22 protein-coding genes are annotated in these 25,678 nt (G+C 61.4%); 6 read left to right on the forward strand and 16 right to left on the reverse strand.

What is annotated here, in order from left to right; genetic code table 11:
• Nucleotides 1–63: 63 nt before the first annotated feature.
• From pstS to gabT, 4 genes are all read right to left on the reverse strand, one after another.
• Nucleotides 64–1,095: a phosphate ABC transporter substrate-binding protein PstS gene (pstS, locus tag BLU85_RS12270; protein ID WP_092199665.1), complete on the reverse strand. Its 1,032-nt coding sequence runs from the start codon at nucleotides 1,093–1,095 to the stop codon at nucleotides 64–66.
• A 298-nt stretch (nucleotides 1,096–1,393) separates the two neighbouring features.
• Complete coding sequence (locus BLU85_RS12275; RefSeq protein ID WP_008146530.1) at nucleotides 1,394–1,882, reverse strand: Lrp/AsnC family transcriptional regulator; 489 nt, start codon at nucleotides 1,880–1,882, stop codon at nucleotides 1,394–1,396.
• 46 nt (nucleotides 1,883–1,928) lie between these two features.
• Nucleotides 1,929–2,585: an HAD family hydrolase gene (locus BLU85_RS12280; protein ID WP_092199668.1), complete on the reverse strand. Its 657-nt coding sequence runs from the start codon at nucleotides 2,583–2,585 to the stop codon at nucleotides 1,929–1,931.
• Nucleotides 2,586–2,677: 92 nt separating this feature from the next.
• On the reverse strand, nucleotides 2,678–3,970 hold the full coding sequence (gene gabT / locus BLU85_RS12285; RefSeq protein ID WP_092199671.1) for a 4-aminobutyrate--2-oxoglutarate transaminase: 1,293 nt from the start codon (nucleotides 3,968–3,970) through the stop codon (nucleotides 2,678–2,680).
• A 286-nt stretch (nucleotides 3,971–4,256) separates the two neighbouring features.
• On the opposite strand from gabT, the gene BLU85_RS12290 reads away from it, so the two are divergent.
• The 3 genes from BLU85_RS12290 (at nucleotide 4,257) to BLU85_RS12300 (ending at nucleotide 7,023) form a co-directional block, all read left to right on the forward strand.
• Entirely contained in the window at nucleotides 4,257–5,183 is a 927-nt protein-coding gene (locus BLU85_RS12290) for a 2-hydroxyacid dehydrogenase (protein WP_092199674.1), read from the forward strand.
• Between the two features lie 227 nt (nucleotides 5,184–5,410).
• A complete protein-coding gene (locus tag BLU85_RS12295; protein WP_092199677.1) occupies nucleotides 5,411–6,268 on the forward strand; it encodes a GNAT family N-acetyltransferase in 858 nt (285 codons plus the stop codon).
• A gap of 47 nt (nucleotides 6,269–6,315) precedes the next feature.
• The gene (locus BLU85_RS12300; protein ID WP_092199680.1) at nucleotides 6,316–7,023 is read left to right on the forward strand and encodes a cupin domain-containing protein; all 708 of its coding nucleotides are present in this window, start codon (nucleotides 6,316–6,318) and stop codon (nucleotides 7,021–7,023) included.
• Nucleotides 7,024–7,377: 354 nt separating this feature from the next.
• Here the strand turns inward: BLU85_RS12300 and BLU85_RS12305 are convergent, their stop codons facing one another.
• From BLU85_RS12305 to BLU85_RS12355, 11 genes are all read right to left on the reverse strand, one after another.
• Complete coding sequence (locus BLU85_RS12305; protein WP_092199683.1) at nucleotides 7,378–8,457, reverse strand: tartrate dehydrogenase; 1,080 nt, start codon at nucleotides 8,455–8,457, stop codon at nucleotides 7,378–7,380.
• Between the two features lie 34 nt (nucleotides 8,458–8,491).
• A complete protein-coding gene (locus BLU85_RS12310; protein ID WP_092199686.1) occupies nucleotides 8,492–9,949 on the reverse strand; it encodes an NAD-dependent succinate-semialdehyde dehydrogenase in 1,458 nt (485 codons plus the stop codon).
• Between the two features lie 217 nt (nucleotides 9,950–10,166).
• Complete coding sequence (argE, locus tag BLU85_RS12315; RefSeq protein ID WP_092199689.1) at nucleotides 10,167–11,324, reverse strand: acetylornithine deacetylase; 1,158 nt, start codon at nucleotides 11,322–11,324, stop codon at nucleotides 10,167–10,169.
• A 70-nt stretch (nucleotides 11,325–11,394) separates the two neighbouring features.
• A complete protein-coding gene (locus BLU85_RS12320; RefSeq protein WP_092199692.1) occupies nucleotides 11,395–13,236 on the reverse strand; it encodes an ABC transporter ATP-binding protein in 1,842 nt (613 codons plus the stop codon).
• Nucleotide 13,237: 1 nt separating this feature from the next.
• Complete coding sequence (locus BLU85_RS12325; protein ID WP_092199695.1) at nucleotides 13,238–14,113, reverse strand: ABC transporter permease; 876 nt, start codon at nucleotides 14,111–14,113, stop codon at nucleotides 13,238–13,240.
• Nucleotides 14,110–15,066: an ABC transporter permease gene (locus tag BLU85_RS12330; protein WP_092200018.1), complete on the reverse strand. Its 957-nt coding sequence runs from the start codon at nucleotides 15,064–15,066 to the stop codon at nucleotides 14,110–14,112. The genes BLU85_RS12325 and BLU85_RS12330 overlap by 4 nt, the downstream gene beginning before the upstream one ends.
• 40 nt (nucleotides 15,067–15,106) lie before the next feature.
• Nucleotides 15,107–16,753, reverse strand: coding sequence for an ABC transporter substrate-binding protein (locus BLU85_RS12335; protein ID WP_092199698.1), 1,647 nt, complete (start codon nucleotides 16,751–16,753; stop codon nucleotides 15,107–15,109).
• An 84-nt stretch (nucleotides 16,754–16,837) separates the two neighbouring features.
• Nucleotides 16,838–18,112, reverse strand: a complete 1,275-nt coding sequence (locus tag BLU85_RS12340) for an NAD(P)/FAD-dependent oxidoreductase (RefSeq protein WP_092199701.1) — start codon at nucleotides 18,110–18,112, stop codon at nucleotides 16,838–16,840.
• Nucleotides 18,113–18,148: 36 nt separating this feature from the next.
• Nucleotides 18,149–18,817 (reverse strand): haloacid dehalogenase type II, encoded by a 669-nt coding sequence (locus BLU85_RS12345; protein ID WP_092199704.1) that lies wholly within the window; start codon nucleotides 18,815–18,817, stop codon nucleotides 18,149–18,151.
• A gap of 357 nt (nucleotides 18,818–19,174) precedes the next feature.
• Nucleotides 19,175–20,500, reverse strand: a complete 1,326-nt coding sequence (locus BLU85_RS12350) for an NAD(P)/FAD-dependent oxidoreductase (protein WP_092199707.1) — start codon at nucleotides 20,498–20,500, stop codon at nucleotides 19,175–19,177.
• A gap of 463 nt (nucleotides 20,501–20,963) precedes the next feature.
• The gene (locus tag BLU85_RS12355; RefSeq protein ID WP_092199710.1) at nucleotides 20,964–21,848 is read right to left on the reverse strand and encodes a LysR family transcriptional regulator; all 885 of its coding nucleotides are present in this window, start codon (nucleotides 21,846–21,848) and stop codon (nucleotides 20,964–20,966) included.
• 96 nt (nucleotides 21,849–21,944) lie between these two features.
• On the opposite strand from BLU85_RS12355, the gene BLU85_RS12360 reads away from it, so the two are divergent.
• The 3 genes from BLU85_RS12360 to BLU85_RS12370 all read left to right on the forward strand — a co-directional run bounded on the left by BLU85_RS12360 (nucleotide 21,945) and on the right by BLU85_RS12370 (nucleotide 25,089).
• Nucleotides 21,945–23,081 (forward strand): DSD1 family PLP-dependent enzyme, encoded by a 1,137-nt coding sequence (locus tag BLU85_RS12360; RefSeq protein WP_092199713.1) that lies wholly within the window; start codon nucleotides 21,945–21,947, stop codon nucleotides 23,079–23,081.
• Complete coding sequence (locus BLU85_RS12365) at nucleotides 23,071–23,475, forward strand: RidA family protein (RefSeq protein WP_092199716.1); 405 nt, start codon at nucleotides 23,071–23,073, stop codon at nucleotides 23,473–23,475. Before BLU85_RS12360 ends, BLU85_RS12365 begins: the two co-directional genes overlap by 11 nt.
• Nucleotides 23,476–23,601: 126 nt before the next feature.
• On the forward strand, nucleotides 23,602–25,089 hold the full coding sequence (locus BLU85_RS12370) for an aldehyde dehydrogenase family protein (RefSeq protein ID WP_092199719.1): 1,488 nt from the start codon (nucleotides 23,602–23,604) through the stop codon (nucleotides 25,087–25,089).
• Between the two features lie 84 nt (nucleotides 25,090–25,173).
• Here BLU85_RS12370 and BLU85_RS12375 read toward each other — a convergent pair whose 3' ends face one another.
• Nucleotides 25,174–25,674 (reverse strand): lipocalin-like domain-containing protein, encoded by a 501-nt coding sequence (locus tag BLU85_RS12375; protein WP_092199722.1) that lies wholly within the window; start codon nucleotides 25,672–25,674, stop codon nucleotides 25,174–25,176.
• Between the last annotated feature and the right edge of the window lie 4 nt (nucleotides 25,675–25,678).

The following is a 25,678-nucleotide window of genomic DNA, read 5'->3' on the forward strand; positions in this document are numbered from 1 at the left end:
CCGGAACAGGGGGGAAACTCTCCCGGCATGGCTGACAGCACACACCGGGAGAGGCCTCAGGCGTTACTGGATGTTGGCGGACGCTTTGCGAACCTGCTCGACAACCGACTGCGGCAACGGGATGTAACCCATCGAATCGGCAATTTTCTGCCCTTCGGTCAGGCTGTATTCGACCATTTCACGCATGGCCTTGGCCTTGGCCGGGTTGCCGTTGTTCTTGCGGAAAATCATCCAGGTGTAGGACGTGATCGGGTACGACTTGGCGCCGTCTGGATCAGGCAACCAGGACACCAGGCTATCCGGCATTTTCACCGCTGCCAGAGCCTCGGCACCACTCTCGGCGTTTGGCACGACATAGTGGCCAGCCTTGTTCTGCAACTGGGCAAAGTCAACCTTGGCAAGTTTGGCGAAACCGTATTCGATGTAACCAATCGCGCCCGGGGTCTGGCGCACAGTAGCGGTCACGCCATCGTTCTTCGGCGACTTGATGAACTTGTCACTGGCCGGCCAGTTGACGGTGTTGCCCTCCCCCAGCGCCTGCTTGAACTCCGGATTGATGGTTGCCAAGTGCTTGGTGAATACCGCGGTCGTACCGCTGGAATCCGCACGCACCACCACCGTGATCGGCGTATCGGACAGTTTCAGGTCCGGGTTGGCAGCGACTATCTGCGGATCGTTCCAGCGGGTGATCTTGCCCAGGAAAATGTTGGAGTACACATCGCGTGGCAATTTCAAGCCTTTAGGGTTGCCCGGCAGGTTATAGGCCAGCACGATTTCCCCAGCGGTCATAGGCAGCAACTGCACGCCTTCGGCAACCTTGGCGATATCTTCGTCTTTCATTGCCGAGTCACTGGCGGCGAAATCAACGGTTTTATTCAGAAAGTCCTGTACACCCGCGCCACTGCCCTTGGATTGGTAATCCACAGTGACACCTTCGGATTTCTTGCTGAAATCCTTGAACCAGGTCAGGTAGATCGGCGCGGGGAAACTCGCGCCAGAACCCGTCAGACGGACGCTTTCTGCAGCGAATGTCGCCGAAGTGGCACCAAGAGAAAGCGTAACGGCGAGCGCAACAGACTTCATCAAACTTTTCATTGAAAGAAATTCCTTGTGATGACGGGCTGGGGAACTCTGCAACAGTCGTGTTACGTTTTTATGAAGATCGAATGGCAAGGGAGCAAATGTCCCCTTTTTGTGCCGCCGCACCGACACGAAAAGCTCGTGCACACGCACGCACCGGCGTTTTGCAGAGCCTGAAGAAGTGGAAGTCATATCGCCGATTGATCGGATCGCGACGCTGAGGCGCATTGATGCCGGCAGCGCTGGGGCTGCTTGCAGGTCCTAAGGACCCGTTCGAGGGGTTGCCGTCATGGACGGCTAGTGCTGGGACGTATCAGTGACGCAACAACCTGCGCAGCGGGACCCCATCCTTGAGCACGGGGGATTTGATGACGATATAACTGAAGTACTTGGAAATGCCGATGTTCTTGTCCAGCAACCCTTCGATCACTTCCTGGTAATGCTGGATGCTGCACGTCATGAAGCGCACCAGGTAATCGTAACCGCCGCTGATCAAATGGCACTCCAGTACCTCATCGACCAAGCGAATATTGGATTCGAACTTGGCGAAGTCTTCCCGCTTGTGGTCGCTGAGGGTGATTTCAGTGAAGACCGTGACCGAGTCAGTGATCTTGGCCAGGTTGAGATGAGCCCTGTAGCCGGAAATATAACCGGCCGACTCGAGCCGCTTGACTCGCTGCAGGCAGGGGCTGGATGACAGGCCCACGGCATCGGCGAGACTGACGTTGGTCATTCGACCGTCCTTTTGAAGTTCAACAAGGATACTGATATCAATTCGGTCTAGTTTTATTAAACCTTCCATCGGGTACCCCTCGGTTGTCTTCAGGTTGACAGTGGTTTTAGCAAATTCAACGTCGCAAAGATAGCTGATGCTGAGCGACGAGGTCGGCCATGCTGGTGATGTAGAAATCGGCGGAATATGCTTGATTATCAGGCTCATGGCCACGGCGGATCAGGCACAAGCCCGCCGATTTTGGCGGGCGCGCGGGCGGCCTGGACACTTGCATGATGGTTTCAGGCTTGAGCTTGTTCGCCAGCAACCATGCCTCGTCCTCCAATGGATTGTTGGCGCGGGAATGCAGGTCCTCGGGGGGAATTCCAAGGCGCTCGCAGAGCGGGTCACGATCCTCGGCATCACGATCGCAGTACACCAGCAGCCGGTAGAATTTGCGCAGGTACAACATGGCACCGGGCGCGTCCTCGAACAGCGACCAGTTGCAGGCCGAACGGGCAAAGCTCATGCCCTCCTCCCAACTGACCTTGAGCCCCAGGCGCTCTGCCAGTTGACGATGGGCGAAGCACAATAAACCACTGAAGCCCAGTTCGGAAAAACGCGGATAGAGCCCGCGCACCGTCTCGTCGAACTCAGCCAGCACCGCTTCCCTGCCTGGCACGTCCGGATGGTTGTCGAGCAAAGGTTGCAGGGCCGTCCAGACACCGGAATCCCGATCGACCAGGACTTCGTCGCAATCGATCAGCAGCGCACGATAATCAGTCAGGTGCATGTGTGTCGCCTCCCATGATGCATTCATCCATCCATATGCGCTAAATGCTTTCGGTCGGCCCGTCACTACAGCGGGCCGACCGAGGCCTGAGATTAATCCAACACGCGGAGCAATGCTGCTTCAAGGATGGCCAGTGCTTCGTCGATCTGACTTTCTTCGGTGACCAGGGGCGCCAGGAAGCGCAGGACATTTCGGTACACCCCGCATTTGATCACCAACAGCCCGCCTACCCTGGTCTGGTCGATCAGTTGTTGGGTGAGTTCGGCATCGGGGCTGCGGGCCTCATCGTTCTTGATCAATTCGATGGCCAGCATGAAGCCGGTACCGCGCACGTCACCGATGCGCGGGTGACGTGCCTGCAAGCGCAGCAGCCCCTGACGCAGCCGCTCCCCCAGGACCTGGCCACGCTCGAGCAACTGCTCCTGTTCGTAAGCGTCGATCACCGCCAGCGCCGCGGCACAGGACAAGGCGTTGCCGCCATAGGTGCCGCCAAGACCACCGGGCAATGGTGCGTCCATGATGTGCGCACGCCCCACCACGCCCGAAATGGGCAAGCCACCTGCCAGGCTCTTGGCGACAGTGACCAGGTCCGGCTGAATGCCGGCGTGCTGAAAACCGAACCACTTGCCGGTACGGCCGAAGCCGGTCTGGATTTCATCGAGAATGAGCACGATGCCGTGTTGCTCGGTCAGGGTCCGCAGCGCCTGGAGAAATTCGGGCGGTGCGCAAAGGAAGCCGCCGTCGCCCTGCACCGGCTCGATAATGATCGCCGCGACTCGATCCGGAGCGACTTGGGTCGCCAGCAACTCATTCAGGGCCTGCAACGCCATGTCGCTGCTGAAACCGCGATAGGCATTCGGGTATGGGGTGTGGAAGACCTCCGGTGCGAAGGGCCCGAAGTTCTGCTTGTAGGGCTGGCTCATGCCTGTCAGCGTCGTACCCAGCAAGGTCCGCCCATGAAAGCCGCCACGAAAGGAAATGACGGCGGGACGATTGGTATGGGCGCGGGCGATCTTCACCGCGTTCTCCACCGCCTCCGCGCCAGAGGTGAACAGCGCCGCCTTGTAGGCTTGCTGACCACCCACCAACCCGCACAGGCGCTTGACCAGGTCGAGATAGGGCTTGTAGGCCACCACCTGGAAGCAAGCATGGCTGACCTTTTGCAATTGGGCCTGCACGGCCGCGACTACCTTCGGATGATTGTGACCGATGTTCAAGACGCCAATGCCGCCGACGAAATCCAGGTAGCGCGCCCCGTCCACGTCCCACACTTCAGCCCCCTGGGCCCGGTCGATGACCAGCGGATGTGCGGTGACCAGACCCCGAGGCACGAATTGATCGCGTTGACGGAGCAAGCTTGGGGTTTCTTCGACTTTACTGTTCATGGCATCTCCCACAGTGAACCGGGCAACCGGGAAACGGCTGCGATGTGCTCCACAGGTTAAGCGTTCGACGCGATTGTCTAAGCCGAACTTGGCCTCTGGGAAATTCGGATCGACTGTTTTCACCCCGGCAAACAGCAGATTCCTTCAGCCGCCTCCAGCCCGATGGAATCTGCCGGCAGACGCCCCATACAACGCAGCGATGTGTGATTACGCAGGCTCTTTTGATACATCCTGCTTTGCCACTCGGGCATGCTGGAGGTTCCCTATCCAGTACGAGAACTGACCCATGGCCCTGCTTTACAAAGCCGATCCGGTACGCGGCGAACAATGGAAGCGTCTATTCGCCGAGCACGCGCCGGATATCGAATGGCGTGCCTGGCCGGACATCGGCGATCCGAAGGATATTCGCTACCTCGCCGCCTGGCAGGCACCGGACGACCTCGAAACACGGCTGCCAAACCTGGAGGTGCTGTTCGCCTTGTCGGCCGGGGTCGACCAGCTTGACCTCGATCGCCTGCCCACGTCCCTGCCCGTGGTCCGGTTACTCGACCCCGGCATCACCCGGGGCATGTGCGAGTACGCCAGTTTCGCCGTGCTCAGCCTGCACCGGGACATGCTCCGTTATCGCCAGCAACAGGTCGCCCGGTGCTGGCAGGCGCACTTGCTGCAGCCGGCGGCCCAGCGTCGGGTCGGTGTCATGGGGCTAGGCCTGCAGGCCCGGCAGATCCTGGCCACCTTGCAAACCTTTGGCTTCGCCTTATCAGGTTGGGCACGCAGCGAACACCGCATCGCCGGGGTGGATTGCTTTGCCGGTGACGAACAGCTCCCGGCGTTCCTCGGCCAATGCGACATCGTGCTGTGTGTCTTGCCATTGACCGAGCAGACCAGAGGAATTCTCAACCGCCAGTTGTTCCAACATCTGCCCAAGGGGGCTGCCCTGGTCAACATGGGCCGTGGCGGGCACTTGATAGAAGAGGATCTGCTCGAGGCTCTGGCCAGCGGCCAGCTGAGTGCCGCGGTGCTCGACGTATTGCAACAGGAACCGGCCGCGCCGGATCACCCGTTCTGGCAGCATCCGCAAATATTGCTGACGCCGCATATCGCGGCGATGACCCAGCCCGAAAGCGCCTTTGGCGTGTTGCTGGACAATATCCGTCGCCATCAACGCGGCGAATCGATGCTCGGTCAGATTGACCCTCAGCGACGTTATTGACCTGCGCTTGTCATGCACCTACGAGAAAAAACACCTACGGAAAATCCGCTGATATTTGCTGCTGAGCCTGCGCCCGATTTGAGCAATAACTGCGGTGCGCGAAGCCGCAACTTATGCAATCTACCGAATCAATGTCCGCCTCTTGTCAGGCCTGGTGGCAGGTGAGATACCCACACTTTCAGCGGAGAAATCCGACCGGTCACGCTCCCTGTCCATGGAGATCTGTCATGTCCAACACGCAACGCCCCGCCTACACCTATCGCCCCATGACGCCTGCCGATGTGACATCGGCTCATGCGTTGTCCGTGCAGTTGAAGTGGCCCCACCGCCTGGAAGACTGGGCCATGCTGCAGCGTGTCTCGCAGGGTTTTGTCGCAGAGGACGAAGGCCGCCTGATCGGTACGGCGTTCACCTGCCCGCAGGGCGATTACGCCACGATCGGCCTGGTGATCGTCAGCGATGAGTATCAGGGCCAGGGCATCGGTCGAAAACTGATGGAGCTGGCACTCCAGGCGTGCGGTTCGCAGACCGCCATGCTCAATGCGACGCTGGCCGGCGCGCCCCTTTATGCCAGCCAGGGCTTCGTTGACTTTGGGCATATCCAACAACACCAAGGCAACGTATCGCCTCCGGCCCCCACGGACCTGCCATCCGGTGAGCGCCTGCGCCACCTGACCGAAGCCGATCGAAACGACGTGATCGCACTCGCCAACGCGGGCAGCGGCCTGGACCGGCATGCCGTGCTCAACGACCTGTTCGAGAGTGTTGAAGACGTTGTAGGGATCGAGCGTGAGGGTCAATTGCGAGCGTTCGCCCTCCTGCGTTCCTTCGGTCGCGGTCGTTACATCGGCCCGGTCGTTGCGGAAAATCCAGAGCAGGCCAAGCACTTGATCGCGGTGTTGTTGGCTCAAGTGCCGGATGCTTTCGTGCGCATGGATGTACTGCCCGAGAGCGGGCTCGGTTCCTGGCTGGAAGAAGCCGGGCTGAAACAGGTCGACACCGTCGCACAAATGGTTCGTGGGACCCCACCCCAGGCCAGCGGCGGCGTGCATCAATTTGCACTGGTAACCCAGGCCATCGGCTGACCCTTATCTCACAGCGATATCATCCACTCTCCTGGAGAAGCACCCTCATGCTAGAACCCACCGCCGTGCCGCTCGCACATGCCAACGGCACTCCCGCGTCAACAGCATTCACCTGCGGCTCATTGGGCGCCAACGATCCTTTCGACAGGCAGATTGCTTATGTCGGAACGGATGACATTGCCGCCGGCGTCGTCCAGGCGAGCGGACAATTCAGCAGCGATCGGTACCCCTACAGTGAAACGATCGTGGTCCACGCGGGACGCGTCATCTTGCAGAGCCAGGATCACGCGCTCGAACTCAATCCGGGTGACAGCGCCGTGATCGCCCGTGGCACATCGGTTCAGATCGACGCGCTACCTGGCTCGTTCTGGGCATTCTGTGCCGATATCCAGCCTGTTGAAGTCGGCAACATCGGCCTGACCGCCCTCCCCCCATACACCCTGCTCTCCCCTTCGACGCCTCCGAGTGAAGAATTCCTGCTGAGCCCGACACCGCAATGTCGCTCGAACAACGTGTTCGTCGAGGACGCGACCAACCTGCGCATCGGCATCTGGGACTCGACACCCTATACCCGCAAGGCGCGGCCACACACGATGCATGAACTGATGCACCTGATCGAGGGCAGCATCATTCTCCAGATCGCCGACGGTTCCGAACTGGTGGTCAACACGGGCGATACAGTGTTCGTGCCTCGAGGCGCCCCCTGCGCCTGGAAGAGCAGCGTCTATGTGCGCAAGGTCTACGTCTGCAAGTGATGTCTGGCGGGGCTTTTTTGGATTGGTAAGGCCACGCTCCCCCTGTGGGAGCGAGCTTGCTCGCGATGGCGGTGGTTCAGTCACATGGATGCCGGGCTTGCTGGCCTCATCGCGAGCAAGCTCGGCTCCCACATGGGTTCTTCGGTGTCCACAGATTCAGCATCCGCCCGCAATCCCTTGTGGGAGCTGAGCTTGCTCGCGATGGCGGATCGTCAGCAATGATGATGTCGACTGACACAACGCCATCGCGAGCAAGCTCGCTCCCACAAGGGGAGCGTGGTGTACATGAGGTCTGTGGCTTTTGAAAATCCAATGTGGCAGCGAGCTTGCTCGCGATGAATGCAACACCTCAGTTCAAAGCGCCATCGCAATAGCCTGACCAACATCCTGGGTCGAGCCCTGCCCGCCTAGATCAGGTGTGACCGGCCCCTCGGCGATCACCTGCTCGATGGCCCTGAGAATCCCATCATGGGCCGCACGGTAGCGCTCATCGCCATTGCCGAGGAAGTCCAGCATCAAGGCGCCGGACCAGATCATCGCAATCGGGTTGGCGATGTTCCGTCCATAGATATCCGGCGCCGAGCCATGGACCGGTTCGAACAGCGAGGGGAACCGGCGCTCCGGGTCGAGGTTGGCTGACGGTGCAATGCCGATGGTGCCGGCGCAGGCAGGGCCCAGGTCGGACAGGATGTCGCCGAACAGATTCGAGGCCACGACCACATCGAAACGGTCGGGTTGAAGCACGAAGCGGGCGCAGAGGATATCGATGTGTTGCTTGTCCCAGGTGACGTCCGGGTACTGCTGCGCCATGAGCGCGGTGCGTTCGTCCCAGTACGGCATGCTGATGGAGATGCCGTTGGACTTGGTCGCCGCGGTCAGGCGTTTGCGCGGCCGGGTCTGGGCCAGGTCGAAGGCGAACTTGAGAATCCGGTCCACGCCGCGGCGAGTGAACACCGATTCCTGCAGCACGAACTCATGTTCGGTGCCTTCGAACATCTTGCCGCCGATCGAGGAATATTCGCCCTCGGTGTTTTCGCGGATCACCACGAAGTCGATGTCCCCGGCTTCGCGTCCGGCCAGCGGGCACGGTACACCGGGAAACAGCCGCACCGGCCGGATGTTCACGTATTGGTCGAAGTCCCGGCGAAACTTCAGCAGCGAACCCCACAGGGAAATGTGATCCGGCACCTTGTCAGGCCAGCCCACGGCGCCAAAGTAGATCGCGTCGAAGTCCTTGAGCTGCGCAAACCAGTCGGCGGGCATCATCTGCCCGTGTTCCAGGTAATAATCGCAGTGGGCCCAGTCGAGCACTTCGATGCTCAAATCCAATTGCCATTTCTTCGCGGCCTGCTCCAATACCCGCAGCCCTTCCGGCAGGACTTCCTTACCAATGCCGTCGCCGGCAATCGCGGCGATTCTGAATGGTTTGCTCATCAACCGTGCCTCCTCTCTTCAAATGCTGACCGCATCACAAGCCACCCATGTGGAAGGCTTTGACTTCAAGGAACTCGTCCAGGCCATACTTGCTGCCTTCACGCCCCAGGCCCGATTGCTTGATGCCGCCAAAGGGGGCGACATCCATGGAGATGAGCCCGGTATTGAGCCCGACCATGCCGAACTCCAGCGCCTCGCCGAACCGCCATGAGCGGCGCAAATCCTGGGTGAAGAAATAGGCGGCCAAGCCATAAGGCGTTGCGTTGGCCGAGGCCAGCGCCTCTTCTTCGGTGCTGAAGCGCATCAACGGCGCAACGGGACCGAAGGTCTCTTCATTGGCCAGCAGCATTCCGGCATGGGCCTCACCGAGCACCGTCGGCTGGACGAACTGGCTGTCGCCCTTGGGGATTTCACCACAGAGTAGACGAGCGCCCTGACTCAAGGCCTCGTCGATATGTCGAGCGACTTTGCTGACCGCCGCCGTATTGATCAGTGGGCCTATGTTTACGCCGTCATCCAGGCCATCGCCGACCTTGAGCTTGCCCACCTCCTCCACCAGACGCAGGGCGAAGCGCTCGTAGATCCCGTCCTGCACCAAGATCCGGTTGGCGCAGACGCAGGTTTGCCCGGCGTTGCGGAATTTGCTGAGCATGATGCCGGTCACCGCCTGCTCCAGGTCCGCGTCGTCGAACACGATGAACGGTGCGTTACCGCCCAGCTCCAGGCTCAAGCGCTTGATGTGTTCGGCGCTCTGGCGCATCAGCAGGCGACCGACCGCCGTGGACCCAGTGAAAGACAGCTTGCGCACAGTCGGGTTGCCGGTCAGTTCTTCACCAATGCCGGCGGGCATGCCGGTCACGACGTTGAACACCCCGGCCGGAATGCCGACCCGCTCGGCCAACACCGCCAGTGCCAGGGCCGACAGCGGGGTCAGGTCCGACGGCTTGACCACGATCGTGCAACCGGCGGCCAGGGCGGGCGCGCACTTGCGGGTGATCATCGCGTTGGGGAAGTTCCATGGGGTGATCGCGGCGCAAACACCGACCGGTTGCTTGAGGGTCAGCAAGCGGCGATCACCGCTGGGGGCCTGGATGGTTTCGCCATAGACCCGTCGGGCTTCTTCGGCGAACCATTTGACGAAGCTGGCACCGTAGCGAATTTCGCCCTGGGCTTCCGCCAGCGGCTTGCCCTGTTCGCAGGTCAAGATCAACGCCAGGTCATCGAGGTTGTCGATCATGGCCTGATACCAGCGATCCAGCAACGCCGCCCGCTCTGCCGCCGGACGTGCACGCCAGGCCGGCCAGGCACGGTCGGCGGCTTCGATGGCGCGCCGGGTTTCATTGCCTTGTATCGCGGGGACCCTGGCGAGCATTTCGCCGGTGGCCGGGTTGATAACGTCCACGGTCGCGGCGTTGTCGGCGCCGACCCACTGACCGTCGATGTAAGCGCGTTCTACCAGCAGGCTGGGGTCTTTCAGGCGATTCTTGAGCATGGTGTCGGGTCCTGTTTTGAGACAGCCTTCAGTCTATTGTTTCGCCCTGGACGAGGATGCTGAAAACGCCGGCCCTACAGCCGTGAATGCTGAAAATCAGCCTTCGACGGCATGCTCTACCGCGGGTGGGGATCGATCGCCGTACGCCTCGATCAGGCGATGAAACGCACGGGGTTGCAGGCGTGGTGAGGGAATGTTCAATCAGGCAGACGGAATACTAGCGGTGCATTGAGCCCACTAACCCTTGCAGGAAGCGCTCGCCAGCGTCCATCTGGCTGATCTCGATGAACTCGTCAGGCTTGTGCGCCTGTTCTATCGAGCCTGGCCCGCAGACCACCACCGGTACATCCAGGCGTTGTTTGAACAGCCCGCCCTCGGTGCCGAATGAGACCTTTGCCGTGCCAGTATCCGGCGCGGCAAAGTTTTTCAGGAAACGCACCGCTTCGAGGCTCGGGTGGGTATCGAGGCCCGGATAGACATTCAGGGTCTCGATTTCGATAGCGGCCACGCTGGAGAGCTTCCTGGCTTCGCCGACGATCAGTTCGGCTCGCTCGCGCATCTGTTCCAGGAACCCGTCCAGGTCGTCCGCCGGCAAGTTACGCACTTCGAAGTCCAGGGTGCACAAGTTGGGCACAATGTTCAGCGCCTTGCCGCCGACAATCTGTCCAACATGCACGGTGCTGTAGGGTACGTCGTAATCGGTATCCCGGGCGCCCTGCTCTTGCAACTGCTGCTGGCTCAGGCGCAGCGCGGCGATGAAATCGCAGGCCACGTGAATCGCATTGACCGAGCGCGGTGCCAGGGACGAATGGGCTTCCAGGCCGCGACAGTAAGTACGGTAGGAACCCTTGCCCTTGTGCCCGAGCACGAACTGCATATTGGTTGGCTCGCCGATGACGCACAGAAACGGCCGGACCGGTGCCAGGTGCAGCACATCGAGCAGACGACGCACCCCCACGCAACCGATCTCTTCGTCATGGGACAGGGCCAATTGCAATGGCCGGCTCAATGGCTGCCCGGTGGCCTCGAGCATGGCGTCGACAGCCAGTGCGATAAAACCCTTCATGTCGCAACTGCCACGACCATAAATCCGCCCATCCTGCACCGTCGCCTCGAATGCCGGAAAGGTCCAGGCCTGCCCCGCCGCCGGCACCACGTCGGTATGCCCGGACAGCAGGATCCCCGGCACGTCCCGTGGCCCGGTGCTGGCAAACAGATTGGCTTTCCTGCCGCTTTCATCCTGGACGATCAGGGACTCGATGCCCTTGGTCAGCAGCAGGTCGCGCACGTACTCGATCAAGGCCATGTTCGATTCCGAAGAGACGGTATCGAAGGCCATCAGCCGTTTGAGAATGTCCAACACGCGGGGTTTCATGAGGCCTTGCTCCGTTGCTCGACTGAAAAGAAGAAACGCTTGATGTCGACCCGCCTGACGAAACGCCGGTTCATGCATATGCCGCCACGGTCAGGTTGTTGGACTGCTGGGTCTTCATCAGTTCCGCACTGTCGTGGTGGCAGAGGATTTCACTGCCGCCCACAATCGTCCGCCGTTGCGGCGCGACGCAATTGCACAAGCCGTCGACCCGCACCGGGCAGCGACTGAGAAAGGTACACAGGCCGGGCACGTTGGCTTTGGGGCCAACGGACGGCAGCGTCTGGCAGGTCGTGGCCCCACAGGTTTCCAGCCAGCCCTGGCGCAGTTCCGGTACGCAATGGATCAGCAGGTCGGTGTACGGATGGAACGGCGCCTCGGCATAGGATTGGCGCGTGCCGGCCTGGATCTTGTGGCCGCTGTACATCACCACGATGTCGTCACACAGGGCGCGCACGGTGGAGATGTCGTGGCTGATGAACAGATAGGACACTCCCAGTTGCTGGCGCAGATCGCGCAGCAGTTCGAGAATCGCCGCACCGACCACGGTATCCAGCGCCGAGGTCACCTCGTCGCAGAGGATCAGGTCCGGCTTGGCCGCCAAGGCCCGGGCCAGGTTGACCCGTTGCTTCTGCCCGCCGGACAGTTCGTTCGGACGCCGCTGCGCCATCGCCCGCGGCAAACGCACCAGGTCCAGCAATTCGCCGATACGCTCGCGCAACGCCGCGCCCTTGAGGCCGAAATACATCTTCAGCGGCCGGCTCAGGATCGTGCTGACGCTGTGCATCGGGTTGAGCGCGGTGTCGGCATTCTGGAAGACCATTTGGATACGTCGGAACTGCTCGGGGGGGCGCGACGACAGGCTGCCCCCCAGGGGTTGGCCATCGAAGGTCAACCCGCCAAGGGCCGGCATCAACAATCCGGCCACGACCCGTGCCAGGGTCGATTTGCCAGAGCCCGACTCACCGATGACACCAATGGCCTGACCCCTGCGAATCGTCAGGTCAATGTCTTCCAGCACGCGAATCGCCGGCATGCCTTGGGCATTTTTGTTGCCGTAGCCGGCGGTCAGCCCCTGGATGGTCAGCAACGGTGTGTCTTGGGCGATGTCGCTCGGCGGACGGATCGTCGTGTCCGGTCGCGCCGCCGCCAACAAGCTGCGGGTGTATTCATGGGCCGGGCCCTTGAGCAACGGTGCCGTGGCGCTGTGCTCGAAGATTTCACCGCCGTTGAGCACCACGATCTGGTCAGCCATCTGCGCCACCACCGCCAGGTCGTGAGACACATAGACGGCCGTGGCCCCACGTTCGCCGACCACTCGCTTGAAGGCCCGCAGCACATCGATCTGGGTTGTCACGTCGAGGGCCGTGGTCGGCTCGTCGAGCACCACCAGCAACGGATCGCTGATCAGCGCCATGGCCGCCATCACCCGCTGCAGTTGCCCGCCGGACACCTGGTGGGGGTAGCGCCGGCCAATGCGCTCTGGGTCTGGCAGGGCCAGGTCGCGGAACAACTCGATGGCCTTGGCTTCAAGCACCGCCCGACTACCCAAGCCGTGAATCAGCGCGCCCTCCACCACTTGGTCGATCAGCTTTTTCGCCGGGTTGAAGGCCGCTGCGGCGCTCTGGGCGATATAGGACACCCGGTTGCCGCGCAACTTCTGCAACTGGCTTTCGCTCGACGCCAGCATGTCATGCTCGCCGACCTGCACCACGCCGCCGGCCAGGCGACAACCGCGCCGGGCATAGCCGAGCAGCGCCAGGGCAACGGTGGTCTTGCCGGAACCGGACTCACCGATCAACGCCAACACTTCGCCTTTTTGCAGGGAAAAGCTGACCCCCTTGACGATGTCCACTTCACCGCGCTCGCCACAGGCGACCACGCGCAGGTCCTGTACTCGAATCAATTCGCTCATTTCAATGACCTCCCGAACGTCGGCTACGCCGCGACGACAACCGGTCGATGAACAGATTCACACCGATGGTCAGGGTGCCGATGGCCAGGGCCGGAATCACAATGGCCGGCGCCCCCTGATTGAGGCCACCGATGTTCTCGCGCACCAGCGAGCCCAGGTCGGCATCCGGCGGTTGCACGCCCAGCCCCAGGAAACTCATGCCACTGAGCAGCAACACGATAAAACCGAAGCGCAGGCCCAGGTCCGCCAGGACCGGGTTGAGTATGTTCGGCAGGATTTCCACACAAGCGATGTACAGCCGGCGCTCACCACGGGTACGGGCCACTTGCACGTATTCCAGGGCTTCGATATTCACCGCCATGCTGCGGGCGATGCGGAAAGCGCCGGGGGTGTAGCTCAACACCGCCGTGCAGATCAGCAGGGTGACCGAGGAGCCGAAGGCCGAGACCATGATCAGCGCCAACATCTTGCTGGGGATCGAAATGAACGCGTCCATCAGGCGACTGATCAGCTCATCCAGCCACTTTGGCGACACCACCGACAACAGCGCGAGACTGGTTCCCAGGGTGCTGGACAACACCGCGGCCACCAACGCCAGGCCGACGGTAAAGCGTGCGCCGACGAGGATCCGGCTGAGCATGTCGCGGCCCAGGTAATCGGTGCCGAACGGGTACGTCGCACTGAGGCTGTCGAAGACGTTGTCAGAGACCACTTCCCCCACCGGATGCGGCGCCAGCCAAGGGCCGAAGATGGCCACCAGCAACCAGATCAAACACATCGCGGCACCGACCAGGCCAAGCCAGGACTTTGCGTGGGCGTCTTTGCCCAGCCCCAGCGCAACGGCCGCCGTCGGGGACTTCACAATGAGGTTGTTCATTGGTTTCTCAGCCTCGGGTTGGAAAGGATCGCGCACAGGTCGGCAATCAATACCAACGCCAGATACGCCGTACAAAACAACATGGTGCAGGCCTGGACCAGGGCCATGTCGCGGTTGGTCACGGCATCGACCATCAGGCTGGCGATGCCGGGGTAGTTGAAGATCGTTTCCACGATCACCACCCCACCCAACAGATAGGACAGGCTCAGGGCGATGGCATTGGCGATGGGGCCAATGGCATTGGGCAAGGCATGGCGAAGGACGATCCGGATATTGCTGACGCCCTTGAGCCGGGCCATTTCCACGTAAGGGCTGTCGAGTTGATCGATCACCGCCGCCCGGGTCATGCGCGACATTTGCGCGACAATCACGCAGCACAGCGTCATCACCGGCAAGGCGTAGGTGCGCATGAATTGCCAGGGTGAGGTGATGTCACTGGCGTAGGACAGTGCCGACAACCAGCCCAGGTTCACGGCGAATATCAGCACCGCCAAGGTGGCGACCAGAAACTCCGGCACCGCCACCATGGTCAAGGTGAAGAAGCTCAGGAAGCTGTCGATACGCCCGCCTCGTCCCATCGCCGAACCGATACCCAGGGCCAAGGCCACAGGCACCGACACCAACGCCGTGGCAGCCGCCAGCATCAAGGTGTTGGGGACCCGGCCGGCCATCAAGTCGACGACCGGCGTGGCATTGGACATCGACATCCCCAAGTCACCGCTGAGCAGGCTCGTCAGCCAATGCAGGTAACGCAACACACCGGGCTGGTCCAACCCCATTTTCATCCGCAGGGCCGCCACCTGTTCCGGTGTGGCGAACTGGCCCAGCGCCTGTTGCGCCGCGTCCCCCGGCAGCACTGCCGTGATGGCGAACACCACCATGGAGACAATCAACAAGGTCACGACCGCCGCCCCCAGGCGACGGCCGATCAACCAGAGTGTGTTGCTGTTCATCATCCGACCCTCATGCAATATGGCACAAACCTGACGGTCATCAGGCATCCAGCCAGACTTGCTCGGCAAACATGTAGCCCATGAAACCGCCCAGGGGGTTGGCACCGTAGCCCTTTACGCGCTGATCGGCGCCATCGATGTTGCTGATGAATACCGGTACACCGATGCCACAGTGCTCATGCACCAGCACTTGCATGTCGCCGTACATCTTGCCGCGCTTGACCTCGTCGGTCTCACCTCGGGCCTGCACCAACAGCTGGTCGAACTGTTCGTTTTTCCAACCGGATTCGTTCCACGGTGCGCTCGACTGGAAGAACTGCGAGAACAGCATGTCGGCATTGGGCCGCGGGTTGATGTTGCCAAAGCTCAATGGGTGCTTGGCCCAATGGTTGGACCAGTAGCCATCGCTCGGCAGGCGGTTGACGTTGAGCTTGAGTCCCGCCTCCTTGGCGGACTGCTGCAGCAGCACCGCGACGTCCACCGAGCCGGTCGCCGCTGGCGAGCACATCAGCGGCATGCTGATGTCTTGCATGCCGGCCTTCTTGAGCAGGAACCTGGCCTGTTCCGGATCGTAGGCCCGTTGCGGCAACTCGGCATTGTAGAACCGTGCACCAGGTGCGATCGGATGATCGTTGCCGACCCTGGCATAGCCCCGGAAGATCGCCGACTTGATCTGTTCCCGGTCCAGCAGCAACTTCATGGCCTGGGTGAATTCCGGGCTTTGGCCCGGCATCTGGTCCTGGCGGATGATCAGGTCAGTGTAGTTGCCCGACGGTGAATCGATGACCTGGTGCTTGGCGCTGGCCTTGATGCGAGTCGTCGAACGTGGGTTGACCTCGTTGACGATGTGCACGTCCCCCGACAACAGGGCGTTGATCCGTGACGATTCGTCGGCAATGCCGATGAATTCGATCTCGTCCAGGTACGGCAAGCCGGGTTTCCAGTAGTTGGTGTTGCGCACACCAATGGAGCGCACCCCGGGCTTGAACTCCTTGACCTTGAACGGACCGGTACCGATGCCCTGGCTGAAATCGCTGGTGCCCTCGGGAACGATCAACATGTGGGAGACGGCCAGGATCGACGGCAGCTCCGCGTTGGGACCGCTCAATTGTATCTGCACTTCGTGGGTGCCGACGGCTTTGACTTCGGCGAACTGCGACGCCAGCGGCAGGACCTTGGAGCCGGTGATCGGGTCCTTGTGCCGCAGCAGCGAAAACACCACGTCGGCGGCGGTCAGTGCCTTGCCATTGTGGAAGGTCACTTCCTTGCGCAGGCTGATCACCCAAAGCGTGGCGTCGGTGGTGTCGATACGCTCGGCCAGTTCCAGTTGCGGCACCATGTGGCTGTCGAAACGCGTCAGCCCGTTATAGAACATGTAATGGCGCACATAATCGGTGGACGACGACCCTTTGGCCGGGTCCAGGGTGTCGGTGGTGGAACTGGTCGAGCCGGCGACGCGAATGCGCCCGCCAGGCTTGCCTTTGCCAGGGGCGGCGGCCTCCTCATCGGCGAACAGCTTGCCGGCGGCGCCGAACAGGCTGCCCGCGCCCGCCACGGCCACCCCGGCCAACCCCAGCATTTGCAATGCATTGCGGCGTGACATGCCGCGATTGAGCCCTTCGAAAATGCGCAGACTTTCCGTACCTGTTATCAGCTGGGTGTCGATACTGTTTTTTTCGTCAGTCATGTCAGTTCTACCTTTCGGAAATGATAAGGCTCGATTGCGCGCGATTAACGCAATGTGTTGAAACGTGAAGCGTCACCCCGCAACTCAGTGCAAATAGTCTTGGAGGCGGTAGTACGCACCGACCAGAGGCAAAAACCAGGGTTTGCCGAAATGACCGGGGATGGCCGGCCAGTCGAGTTCGCGCCAAGGGTTGGCCTCGACCTTGCCCGCCATGACGTCGGCCATGACTTGCCCCATGTGCACCGACATCTGCACACCATGGCCGCTGTAGCCCATGGAGTGATAAATCCCTCCGTGCTGGCCGGCCCGGGGCAGCCGATCGGAGGTCATGTCCACCAATCCGCCCCAGCAATAATCGATCTTCACCTGGGCCAGCTGCGGGAACATCTGCACCATCGCCGCGTGCAAGACTTTGCCGCTCTTGGCATCGGACACGCTGTCAGACATGGCAAACCGTGCCCGCCCGCCAAACAGCAGACGGTTGTCCGGGGTCAGGCGGAAGTAGTTACCGATCATGCGGCTGGTGACATAGGAGCGGTGTGCCGGCAGCAAACTGTCGATCAGCGCCTGCGGCAGCACCTCGGTGGCGATCACGAAGCTGCCCACCGGCACGATCCGCCGCCGATACCAGCCCAACCCACCCTGCTGGGAGGTGCCGGTGGCCAGCAGGACCTGCGTGGCCTGTAGCGATCCCTTGGTGGTATTGACCCGATAGCCGCCGGCACTGGCTTTCCAGTCCGTGACGGACACGCCCTGGAAAATCAAGGCGCCGTGGCGGACGGCGGCCTCGGCCAACCCTACCCCGAAGCGCCCGACGTGCATCTGCACGCCATTGCGCTGCAACAAGCCGCCATGGAACTGGGCCGAGTTGACTTCAGCGCGGGTCTCTTGCGCAGACAGCAATTCGACCTCGGCATCGACCTCTCGCCGAATCAATTCGCAGGTGCGCGCCAAACCTTCGTAATGCAAGGGCTTGGCCGCCAGCTTGAGCTTGCCATTGCGTGTGAAGTCGCAGGCAATCTGTTCCTGCTCCACCAGCGAGACGACGCTCTGCACAGCGCTTTCATAGGCCTGGTAATAGGCGCGCGCTTTATCGGCGCCGAGGCTGGCACTCAGGGCCGCGTAGTCCTGGGCCACGCCGGTATTGCACTGGCCGCCATTGCGCCCCGACGCCTCGCCAATGACCCGCCCGCCTTCCAGCACCACGACATTGGCCCCCTTCAAGGCCAGGGCCCGGGCCGCGGCCAGGCCAGTGAAACCACCACCGACGATGGCCACATCGACCTGCCCGGGCAACGCACCGAGCTGGGCACCGGTAAATGCCGGTGCGGTATCGAGCCAATAAGACTCACTGCCCATGTCTAACCCCTTATGCCTTGAAGAGTGCCCAAAGACTCAGAGACCGACCAGGCCGGCCAATCCGCCGATGTCCGGGATCTGGTGGTAGTTGTAGCCAGCGTTTCCAGGCAGTTCATGACCACGGGCCACGAACGCTTTGTGCTTGATCTTCATGTCGTGGGCCGACATCAGGTCATAACGGAAGCTCGAGGACACGTGCAGGACATCCTCCGGCCCGCAGCCGAGGTTATCGAGCATGAATTCGAAGGCCGCCAGGCGCGGCTTGTAGGCTTGGGCTTGTTGAGCCGTGAAGACTTTATGGAACGGTGCGCCGAGCTTGTCGACGTTGGACATGATCTGCTCGTCCATCGCGTTGGAGAAAATCACCAGGGGAATCTTGTCGGCGATTTTCGACAGGCCGGCCGGTACGTCGGCATGGGGTCCCCAGGTCGGGACGGCATCGTAGTAGCGCTGACCTTCGCCTTTGTACTCGACACCCCAACGCTTGCAGACCCGGGCCAGGGCAGTCTTGAGAATTTCATCATAGGGCCGCCAGTCACCCATTACCTGGTCCAGGCGATAGGCCGAGAAATCCTTGACGAACTGGCCCATCTGCTCGGCGGGGACCCGATCGGCGAACAGTTCGCGCGTCATGGTCCCCATCTGGAAGTTGGTCAACGTGCCGTAGCAGTCGAAGGTAATGTACTTGGGGCGAAGGAAGCTCATGAGTGCAGTCCTGAATGATGGTTGAGGTCATGAGGGGCAAGCGGTTGCGCCGTTCCGAAAGCCTGGGTGCAACGCTGCATCACGGATTTATTACAGCATCATGAGACCGTGCATAAACGGTTAAAAGTATAGGTCCCTTGGCACAAACCACCGTTTTTCGGGGCCTGCTCAGCAGACTGTGCGGGATGCGCCATGCACGGGCATTTGCGCCGTTTTCAAGGCTTTTGCGGACGTTTATGGTGCGTAAAGAACCGCTGGGAAACGCCACCAACGGCAGAATCTGCGCCTGCAAACGAAAACGGGCGCATCCCCTGAGGATGCGCCCGTTCATTGTTTTGCCGGTGAGTTTCCAGCGCCTCAGAACTCCGCGACCTTGCCCCAGGCCGAAGATTGAAAACGGTCCGGATGATAGGGACGCGGATCAACCAGCGGGGGCATGTCACAGACTATGTCGGCGATCAAATGGCCCGCACCCGGGCCGATGCCGAAGCCATGACCACTGAACCCTGCCGCCAGCACCAGGCCAGGCAGGCTGGCCATCTCGCCGATGCCCGGGACACCGTCCGGCGTGCTGTCCACATAACCTGCCCAGGCGGCGGTGACCGATGAGGTTTTCAGCACCGGGATCAGGTCTACCGCGCGCTTGTAAGTCAACTCGACCGTCGAGGCGTCTGCCTTCGGATCGAGAATTCGCATGCGCTCCATCGGCGTCGGCTGGTCCAACCGCCAGCGCCCCAAGCCCTCGTGTCCCGATTGAAAGCCTTCCAGGCCACCGGGGGCCAGCTTGCGCCACCGGCGCTGGAACATCGGCAGGAACTGCGGGGCGAAACGCAGCAATTGCAAGGTCGGGTCAACACGCCCTCGGCCACTGATGGCCAGCGTGATCCCGCCATCGGAGCGACGGGTCATGGAGACTTCATCCGTGTGGAGCGCGTCCGGTATCTCTTGGGTGCTCTTGGAGACCGACAATATCGTCTGGCGAATGGACGCCTGGGGAAACCGGATGCCGTACTGACGGCAGAAAGAGGACGCCCATGCGCCACCGGCGAGCACCGCGAGCCTGGTGCGAATGGTGCCCTTCTCGGTGACGACGGCAGACAACCGGCCCCCCTCGGTCTCGAGGCCACGGGCGGCACAGCCCTGGTGCACCGTGCCGCCCAGTTTAATGATGGCCCGTGCGACCGCCGGGGCGGCACGGGATGGGTCTGCCGTACCGTCGGTAGGTGAAAAGACCCCGCCTTTCCAGGGCTTGCCGGTCACCCGCCCATGTTGAGCGGCCTGCTCCGCCGTCAGCATGTGGGTTTTCACATTGACGGTACGGGCGAACTCCCCCCATTTCGCCCAACCGGCCAGCTCTTTCTCGTTGTTGCTCAAGTAGAGCAAGCCACACCTTCTGAAACCGGTGTCCTCACCGGTCTCTGCCGCGAACTGCTCCCAAAGATCCAGGCTCTTGGTCGACAGCGGCAGTTCACGAGCGTCTCGATTCTGCTGACGGCACCAGCCCCAGTTTCGACTCGATTGCTCCGCACCCACGCGGCCTTTTTCCACCAGCGCGACCTTCATGCCGCGCTTGGCCAGGTAATAGGCCGTGAAGGTTCCGATAATGCCGCCGCCGATCACGACAACGTCAGCGTGCGTCGGAAGCTCAGAATTCGTCTCTACGGAAATTAACGGTGCTGGCATTTTAGGGATGTCCATGAAGGCCGGGGAATTTGAAGGTACGTCTTCTTCAGGCGGTCGCGGGTGCATCGGCCATGCACTGAGGGTAGCGACCAGGGCAAGCCGCTACTCCGTTCTGGAAGCATCAGTGCCACGCTGAATCATGGTGTTATTACAACACCAAGAAACCGTGCATAAACGGTTAAAAGTATAGGTCGCCTGGTACAAACCACCGTTTTGCGGGATGTGTTCAGCAGACTTTGCGGAGCGCTTCGGATGGGAGGTTTTGATTATCTGTTTCACGGAACACATGCTGGCATTCATTTAGCTGGGCCACCGCTATCGCGAGCAGGCTCGCTCCCACATTGGATTTTCGGCAGACAAAAATAGGTGCTCAGTCCCCTGTGGGAGCGAGCTTGCTCGCGATGAGGCCGGCACATTCAACGTCTCATCGACGACGAAACCACCTTCGCGGGCAGTCTGCCGATCATGCTTTCAATGCCTCCTCCAGAAACGCCACCAAAGCCTGCACCCGCGGGCTACGCAGTTTTCGTGAAGGCACCAACAGGTTGATCGGCGCACTGTCGAACTGCCAATCCTCCAGCACCCGAACCAGACGCTTGTCGGCAATGGCATCACTGACATCCCATTGCGAACGCAGCACCAGCCCCAGGCCTTGCTCGGCCCAGCGGCGAGCCACGCTGCCATCGTTGCTCAGCATCGCGGGCTCGATGCGCAGGGTTTTACGCCCCTGCCCCTTGCGCAGATGCCACAGCGTGACGTCTTCATCATTTTCACGGATGCAAATGCAGCGGTGCCCGGCAAGTTGCTCAGGTGACGACGGCGTGCCGTGCTGTTGCAGATAGGCAGGGCTTGCGCATAACCATCGGTCATTTGAGGTGAGGAGCCTGGCGACCCACAGGCTGTCATTGAGGTGACCGATGTGAATCACCGCGTCGCTGTCATGGCGATCCGGCCATGGCGTCTCGCGTAAATCCAGGTGCAGGCACAACTGAGGGTGCAGCCTGGCGAAACGCGCCAGCAGCGGCGCAATGCGTTGCCGTCCATAGCCGAACGGCGCCGCCAGCCTGAGGGTGCCAACCAACTGCTCGTCCCGTTGCTTGAAGGACTCCGGGAGCGCTTCCAACTGCTCCAGCAAACGCGCGCTTTCCCGGGAGAAACGCTCGCCATCGGCGGTGAGACTCAGGCGTCGGGCATCGCGATTGGCCAGCGTCAGGCCGAGCAGCGTCTCCAACTTGCGCAGACGCATGGACAGCGCGGGAGGTGAGACATTCAGGATTCTGGCGGCGGCGCTCAACGATTCGGCGCGCGCCAGCGTCACGGCCAGACGCAGGTCCTCGATGGAGATCATTCAATTCTACTTAATGATTGATGACGCCTCATTGAAGCACACCTTCACGACGGCTTTGTAGAGTGGGCCCTGTACCCAGCCATTCGAGCCCTTCTTATGTCAACCTCTCTTGCCGCCCTCGATACCCCCGCCGCGCTCGTGGATGTGCCGCGCATGCAGCACAATATCCAGCGCATGCAACAACGCATGGATGCCCTGGGTGTGCGTTTGCGCCCGCATATCAAAACCAGCAAATGCCTCCCCGTGATCCAGGCGCAGCTCGCCGCGGGAGCCAGCGGCGTCACGGTTTCGACCTTGAAGGAAGCCCAGTACTGTTTCGCTGAAGGCATTCGTGACGTTTTCTATGCCGTCGCCATCGCGCCAGGCAAACTGCCCCAGGCCTTGCTGCTGCGGCGCCAGGGCTGCCAGTTGAGCCTCCTCACGGACAGCCTTGCCGCGGCCCAGGCCATCGTCGCCTTCGGCCAGCAACACAACGAACGCTTCGACGTCTGGATCGAGATCGATTGCGACGGCCATCGATCCGGCCTGCACGTCGAAGACGATTCACTCCTTGAAGTCGCTCGGATACTCAGCGAGGGTGGCATGCCGCTTCGCGGGGTGATGACCCATGCCGGCTCAAGCTATGAACTCGACACCCCTGAAGCGCTGCGAGCCCTGGCCGAACAGGAGCGCGCTCTTTGCGTCAAAGCGGCCCAACGACTGCGCGAAGCCGGGTTCGCCTGCCCGGAGGTCAGCATCGGCTCGACGCCTACGGCCTTGTCGGCACTGAACCTGGAAGGCGTCACTGAAGTGCGCGCCGGCGTCTATGTGTTCTTCGATCTGGTGATGCACAACATCGGTGTCTGCCAGGCCGACGAGTTGGCGCTGAGCGTGCTGACCACTGTCATCGGTCATCAGAAAGACAAAGGCTGGATCATCACCGATGCCGGTTGGATGGCCATGAGCCGTGACCGCGGCACGCAGCGTCAGCAGCGGGATTTTGGTTATGGCCAGGTTTGCACCGAAGCCGGCGATTGGATCGAGGGCGCGTTGCTCACGGGCGCCAATCAGGAGCACGGCATTGTCGCGCTTGAAACGGCCGAGGGTGTCGACCTCACCGCGCGTTTTCCCATCGGTAGCCGCCTGCGCATCCTGCCCAACCATGCCTGTGCCACAGGCGCGCAATTCCCGGACTATCACGCGGTTGACGCCGAGGGTGGCGTGCACACCTGGAGTCGTTTGCATGGCTGGTAATCAAGCAGGCTCGATCCATTTGATCAGCACGACCAACGCCGCGGCGCCGGGTGGACATTACGCCCAGGCGGTGGTGCATCAGGGCGTTCTGTATGTGTCCGGGCAACTGCCCATACGCGCCGATGGCGTCCACAGTGCCGACCAATCGTTTGAGGTCCAGGCCGCCATCGCCCTCGATAACCTGGTGGCGATCCTCGGCGCAGCGGGCCGAAGCACGCGCGACCTGCTGAAGGTCACGGTCTATGTCGCAGGTATCGAACACTGGCCCGCGTTCGATCGAATCTACGCCCGTTACCTGGGAGAGCATCGGCCAGCGCGAGCGGTAGTGCCCGTGCCGGCCTTGCATCATGGCTACCTGATCGAAATCGAGGCGATGGCCCTCGCCACGGGGTAATGCCAAGTTAGCCCGGCAGATACGGCAGATTCTCCTTTGCGCACTCGAACAACGGCATTTTTTGTCTGGGCCGCTTTGTTAGCTTATTGAGCAGGCTCGACAGACCGCTCTAAAGGAACACCTTGGATGATGACTCAATCTTCGAATAGCTACAGCGTTGATCCGCAAACAGCACAGCTGTTTTATATCAATGGCGGTTGGTCCGCGCCGGTCAGCCCGGCCAGTTTGCCGGTGGTCAATCCGGCGACCGAAGAGGTCGTCGCCCAGGTCGCCAGCGGGTCTGCCGAGGATGTCGATCGGGCGGTCGCGGCGGCGCGTGCCGCGTTCGCCGGTTGGTCTGTCACTTCTACGGCGTCGCGTGCGCAGGTGCTGGGCAAGCTCCATGAGCTTATCCTTGAGCGCAAAGAAGATTTCGCCCAGGCGATCTCCCTGGAAATGGGCGCAGCCATCGGTTCTGCACGGGCGATGCAAGTGCCCCTGGCCGCCGAACACGTCCGGGTCGCCCGCGACCTGCTGTCCACTTATCGTTTCCAGACCGTCGAGAACGGGACCGCGATCCAACGCGAACCCATCGGCGTCTGCGGCCTCATCACCCCGTGGAACTGGCCGCTTTATCAAATCACCGCAAAAGTCGCCGCGGCGCTGGCGGCCGGCTGCACGGTGGTCCTCAAGCCCAGTGAACTGTCGCCGCTGAGCGCCCTGCTGTTTGCGCAAGTGGTCCATGACGCGGGCGTTCCACCGGGCGTCTTCAACCTGGTGAACGGCAGCGGCCATGTCGTCGGCGCGGCGATGGCCGCCCATCCCGACATCGACATGATCTCGATTACCGGCTCGAATCGCGCGGGCGCGCTGGTGGCTCAGGCGGCCGCCCCGACGGCGAAACGGGTCGGGCAGGAACTGGGCGGCAAATCCCCGAACATTCTGCTGCCCGATGCCGACTTTGCCAAAGCTGTCCCATTGGGCGTGATGACGGCGTTGCGCAACGTCGGACAATCCTGCAGCGCCCCTACCCGGATGATCGTGCCCAAGGACCGGTTGGCGGAGGTCGAAGCACTGGCGGTCGCCACCGCCAACGGGATCATCGTGGGTGATCCGCAATCACCGGAAACGGTACTGGGCCCCATCGCCAATGAAGCCCAGTTCAATCGTGTGCAAGCCATGATCGAGACCGGTCTGCATGAGGGCGCCAAACTGCTCTGCGGCGGGCTCGGACGCGTGCCGGGGTTTGAAAAGGGCTTCTACACCCGCCCGACTGTTTTCTCCGAGGTGGATAACGCCATGCGGATCGCCCAGGAAGAAATCTTCGGGCCGGTGCTGTGCATCATTGCCTACGAAAGCATCGACGAGGCAGTCGCTATCGCCAACGACACGATCTATGGGCTTGGCGCTCATGTTCAATCGCAGGATCTTGAACTGGCGCGCGCGGTGGCTTCTCGAATTCGCGCGGGGCAAGTGCTCCTGAATTACCCCGCCTGGAATCCCATGGCGCCATTCGGCGGCTACAAGCGCTCGGGCAATGGTCGTGAGTACGGCGTCTTCGGCCTCGAGGAATACCTGGAAACCAAGGCGATCGTTGGGTTTGGCGAATCGCCTGAAGGCTCTTCGCGTACCTAGGCACCCTTTTCTCGCCGCGCCTCGGGCTTCGGTGCCAGCCGTCCACACTGCGATGGCAGATGTGCCCGAATGCCCTCGGGCACATCACTTCACACGCTCCCAGACGATGTGGACCTTCGCCCCATCGGGGCGGCGAAAATCCTCCACCATCTGGTCGCCGTCGACCTTCAACTGCAGGTCGTCCCGGGTACGCACGGCGCCCACCCAGTTCGGGAACGTAGAGCCCTGGACGGTATTGCCCGTGAACTCACCGTTCTGGTCGACGGTGTATCGCCCGAAGAAACCGATGCTCCCCGCCATCGCCGCCCGGTTTTCCTCATCGGTGCCTTCGCCACGCACATTGGATCGAAACACCGGCACGCGCGGATCAGTGAGTACTTCGACAAACGTCAGCTCTGGCGTGAACACGAGCCAGCCATGAGGGTTGGGGCCATAAGCCTCCGATCGGTTGCCCTGACTCTCAACGGTTGCGCTGACCATGCGCCATGTCCCGACCAAGGCGTTTTCTTTGCCCGCAAACACGCTGGAGAATGCCAGGAAGGCAATCACCGCACCGACCGCCAGTACCTTTTTTTTCAAACTCATCCGC

Source organism: Pseudomonas sp. NFACC14 (assembly GCF_900106885.1).
Lineage (GTDB): Bacteria > Pseudomonadota > Gammaproteobacteria > Pseudomonadales > Pseudomonadaceae > Aquipseudomonas > Aquipseudomonas fluorescens_AA.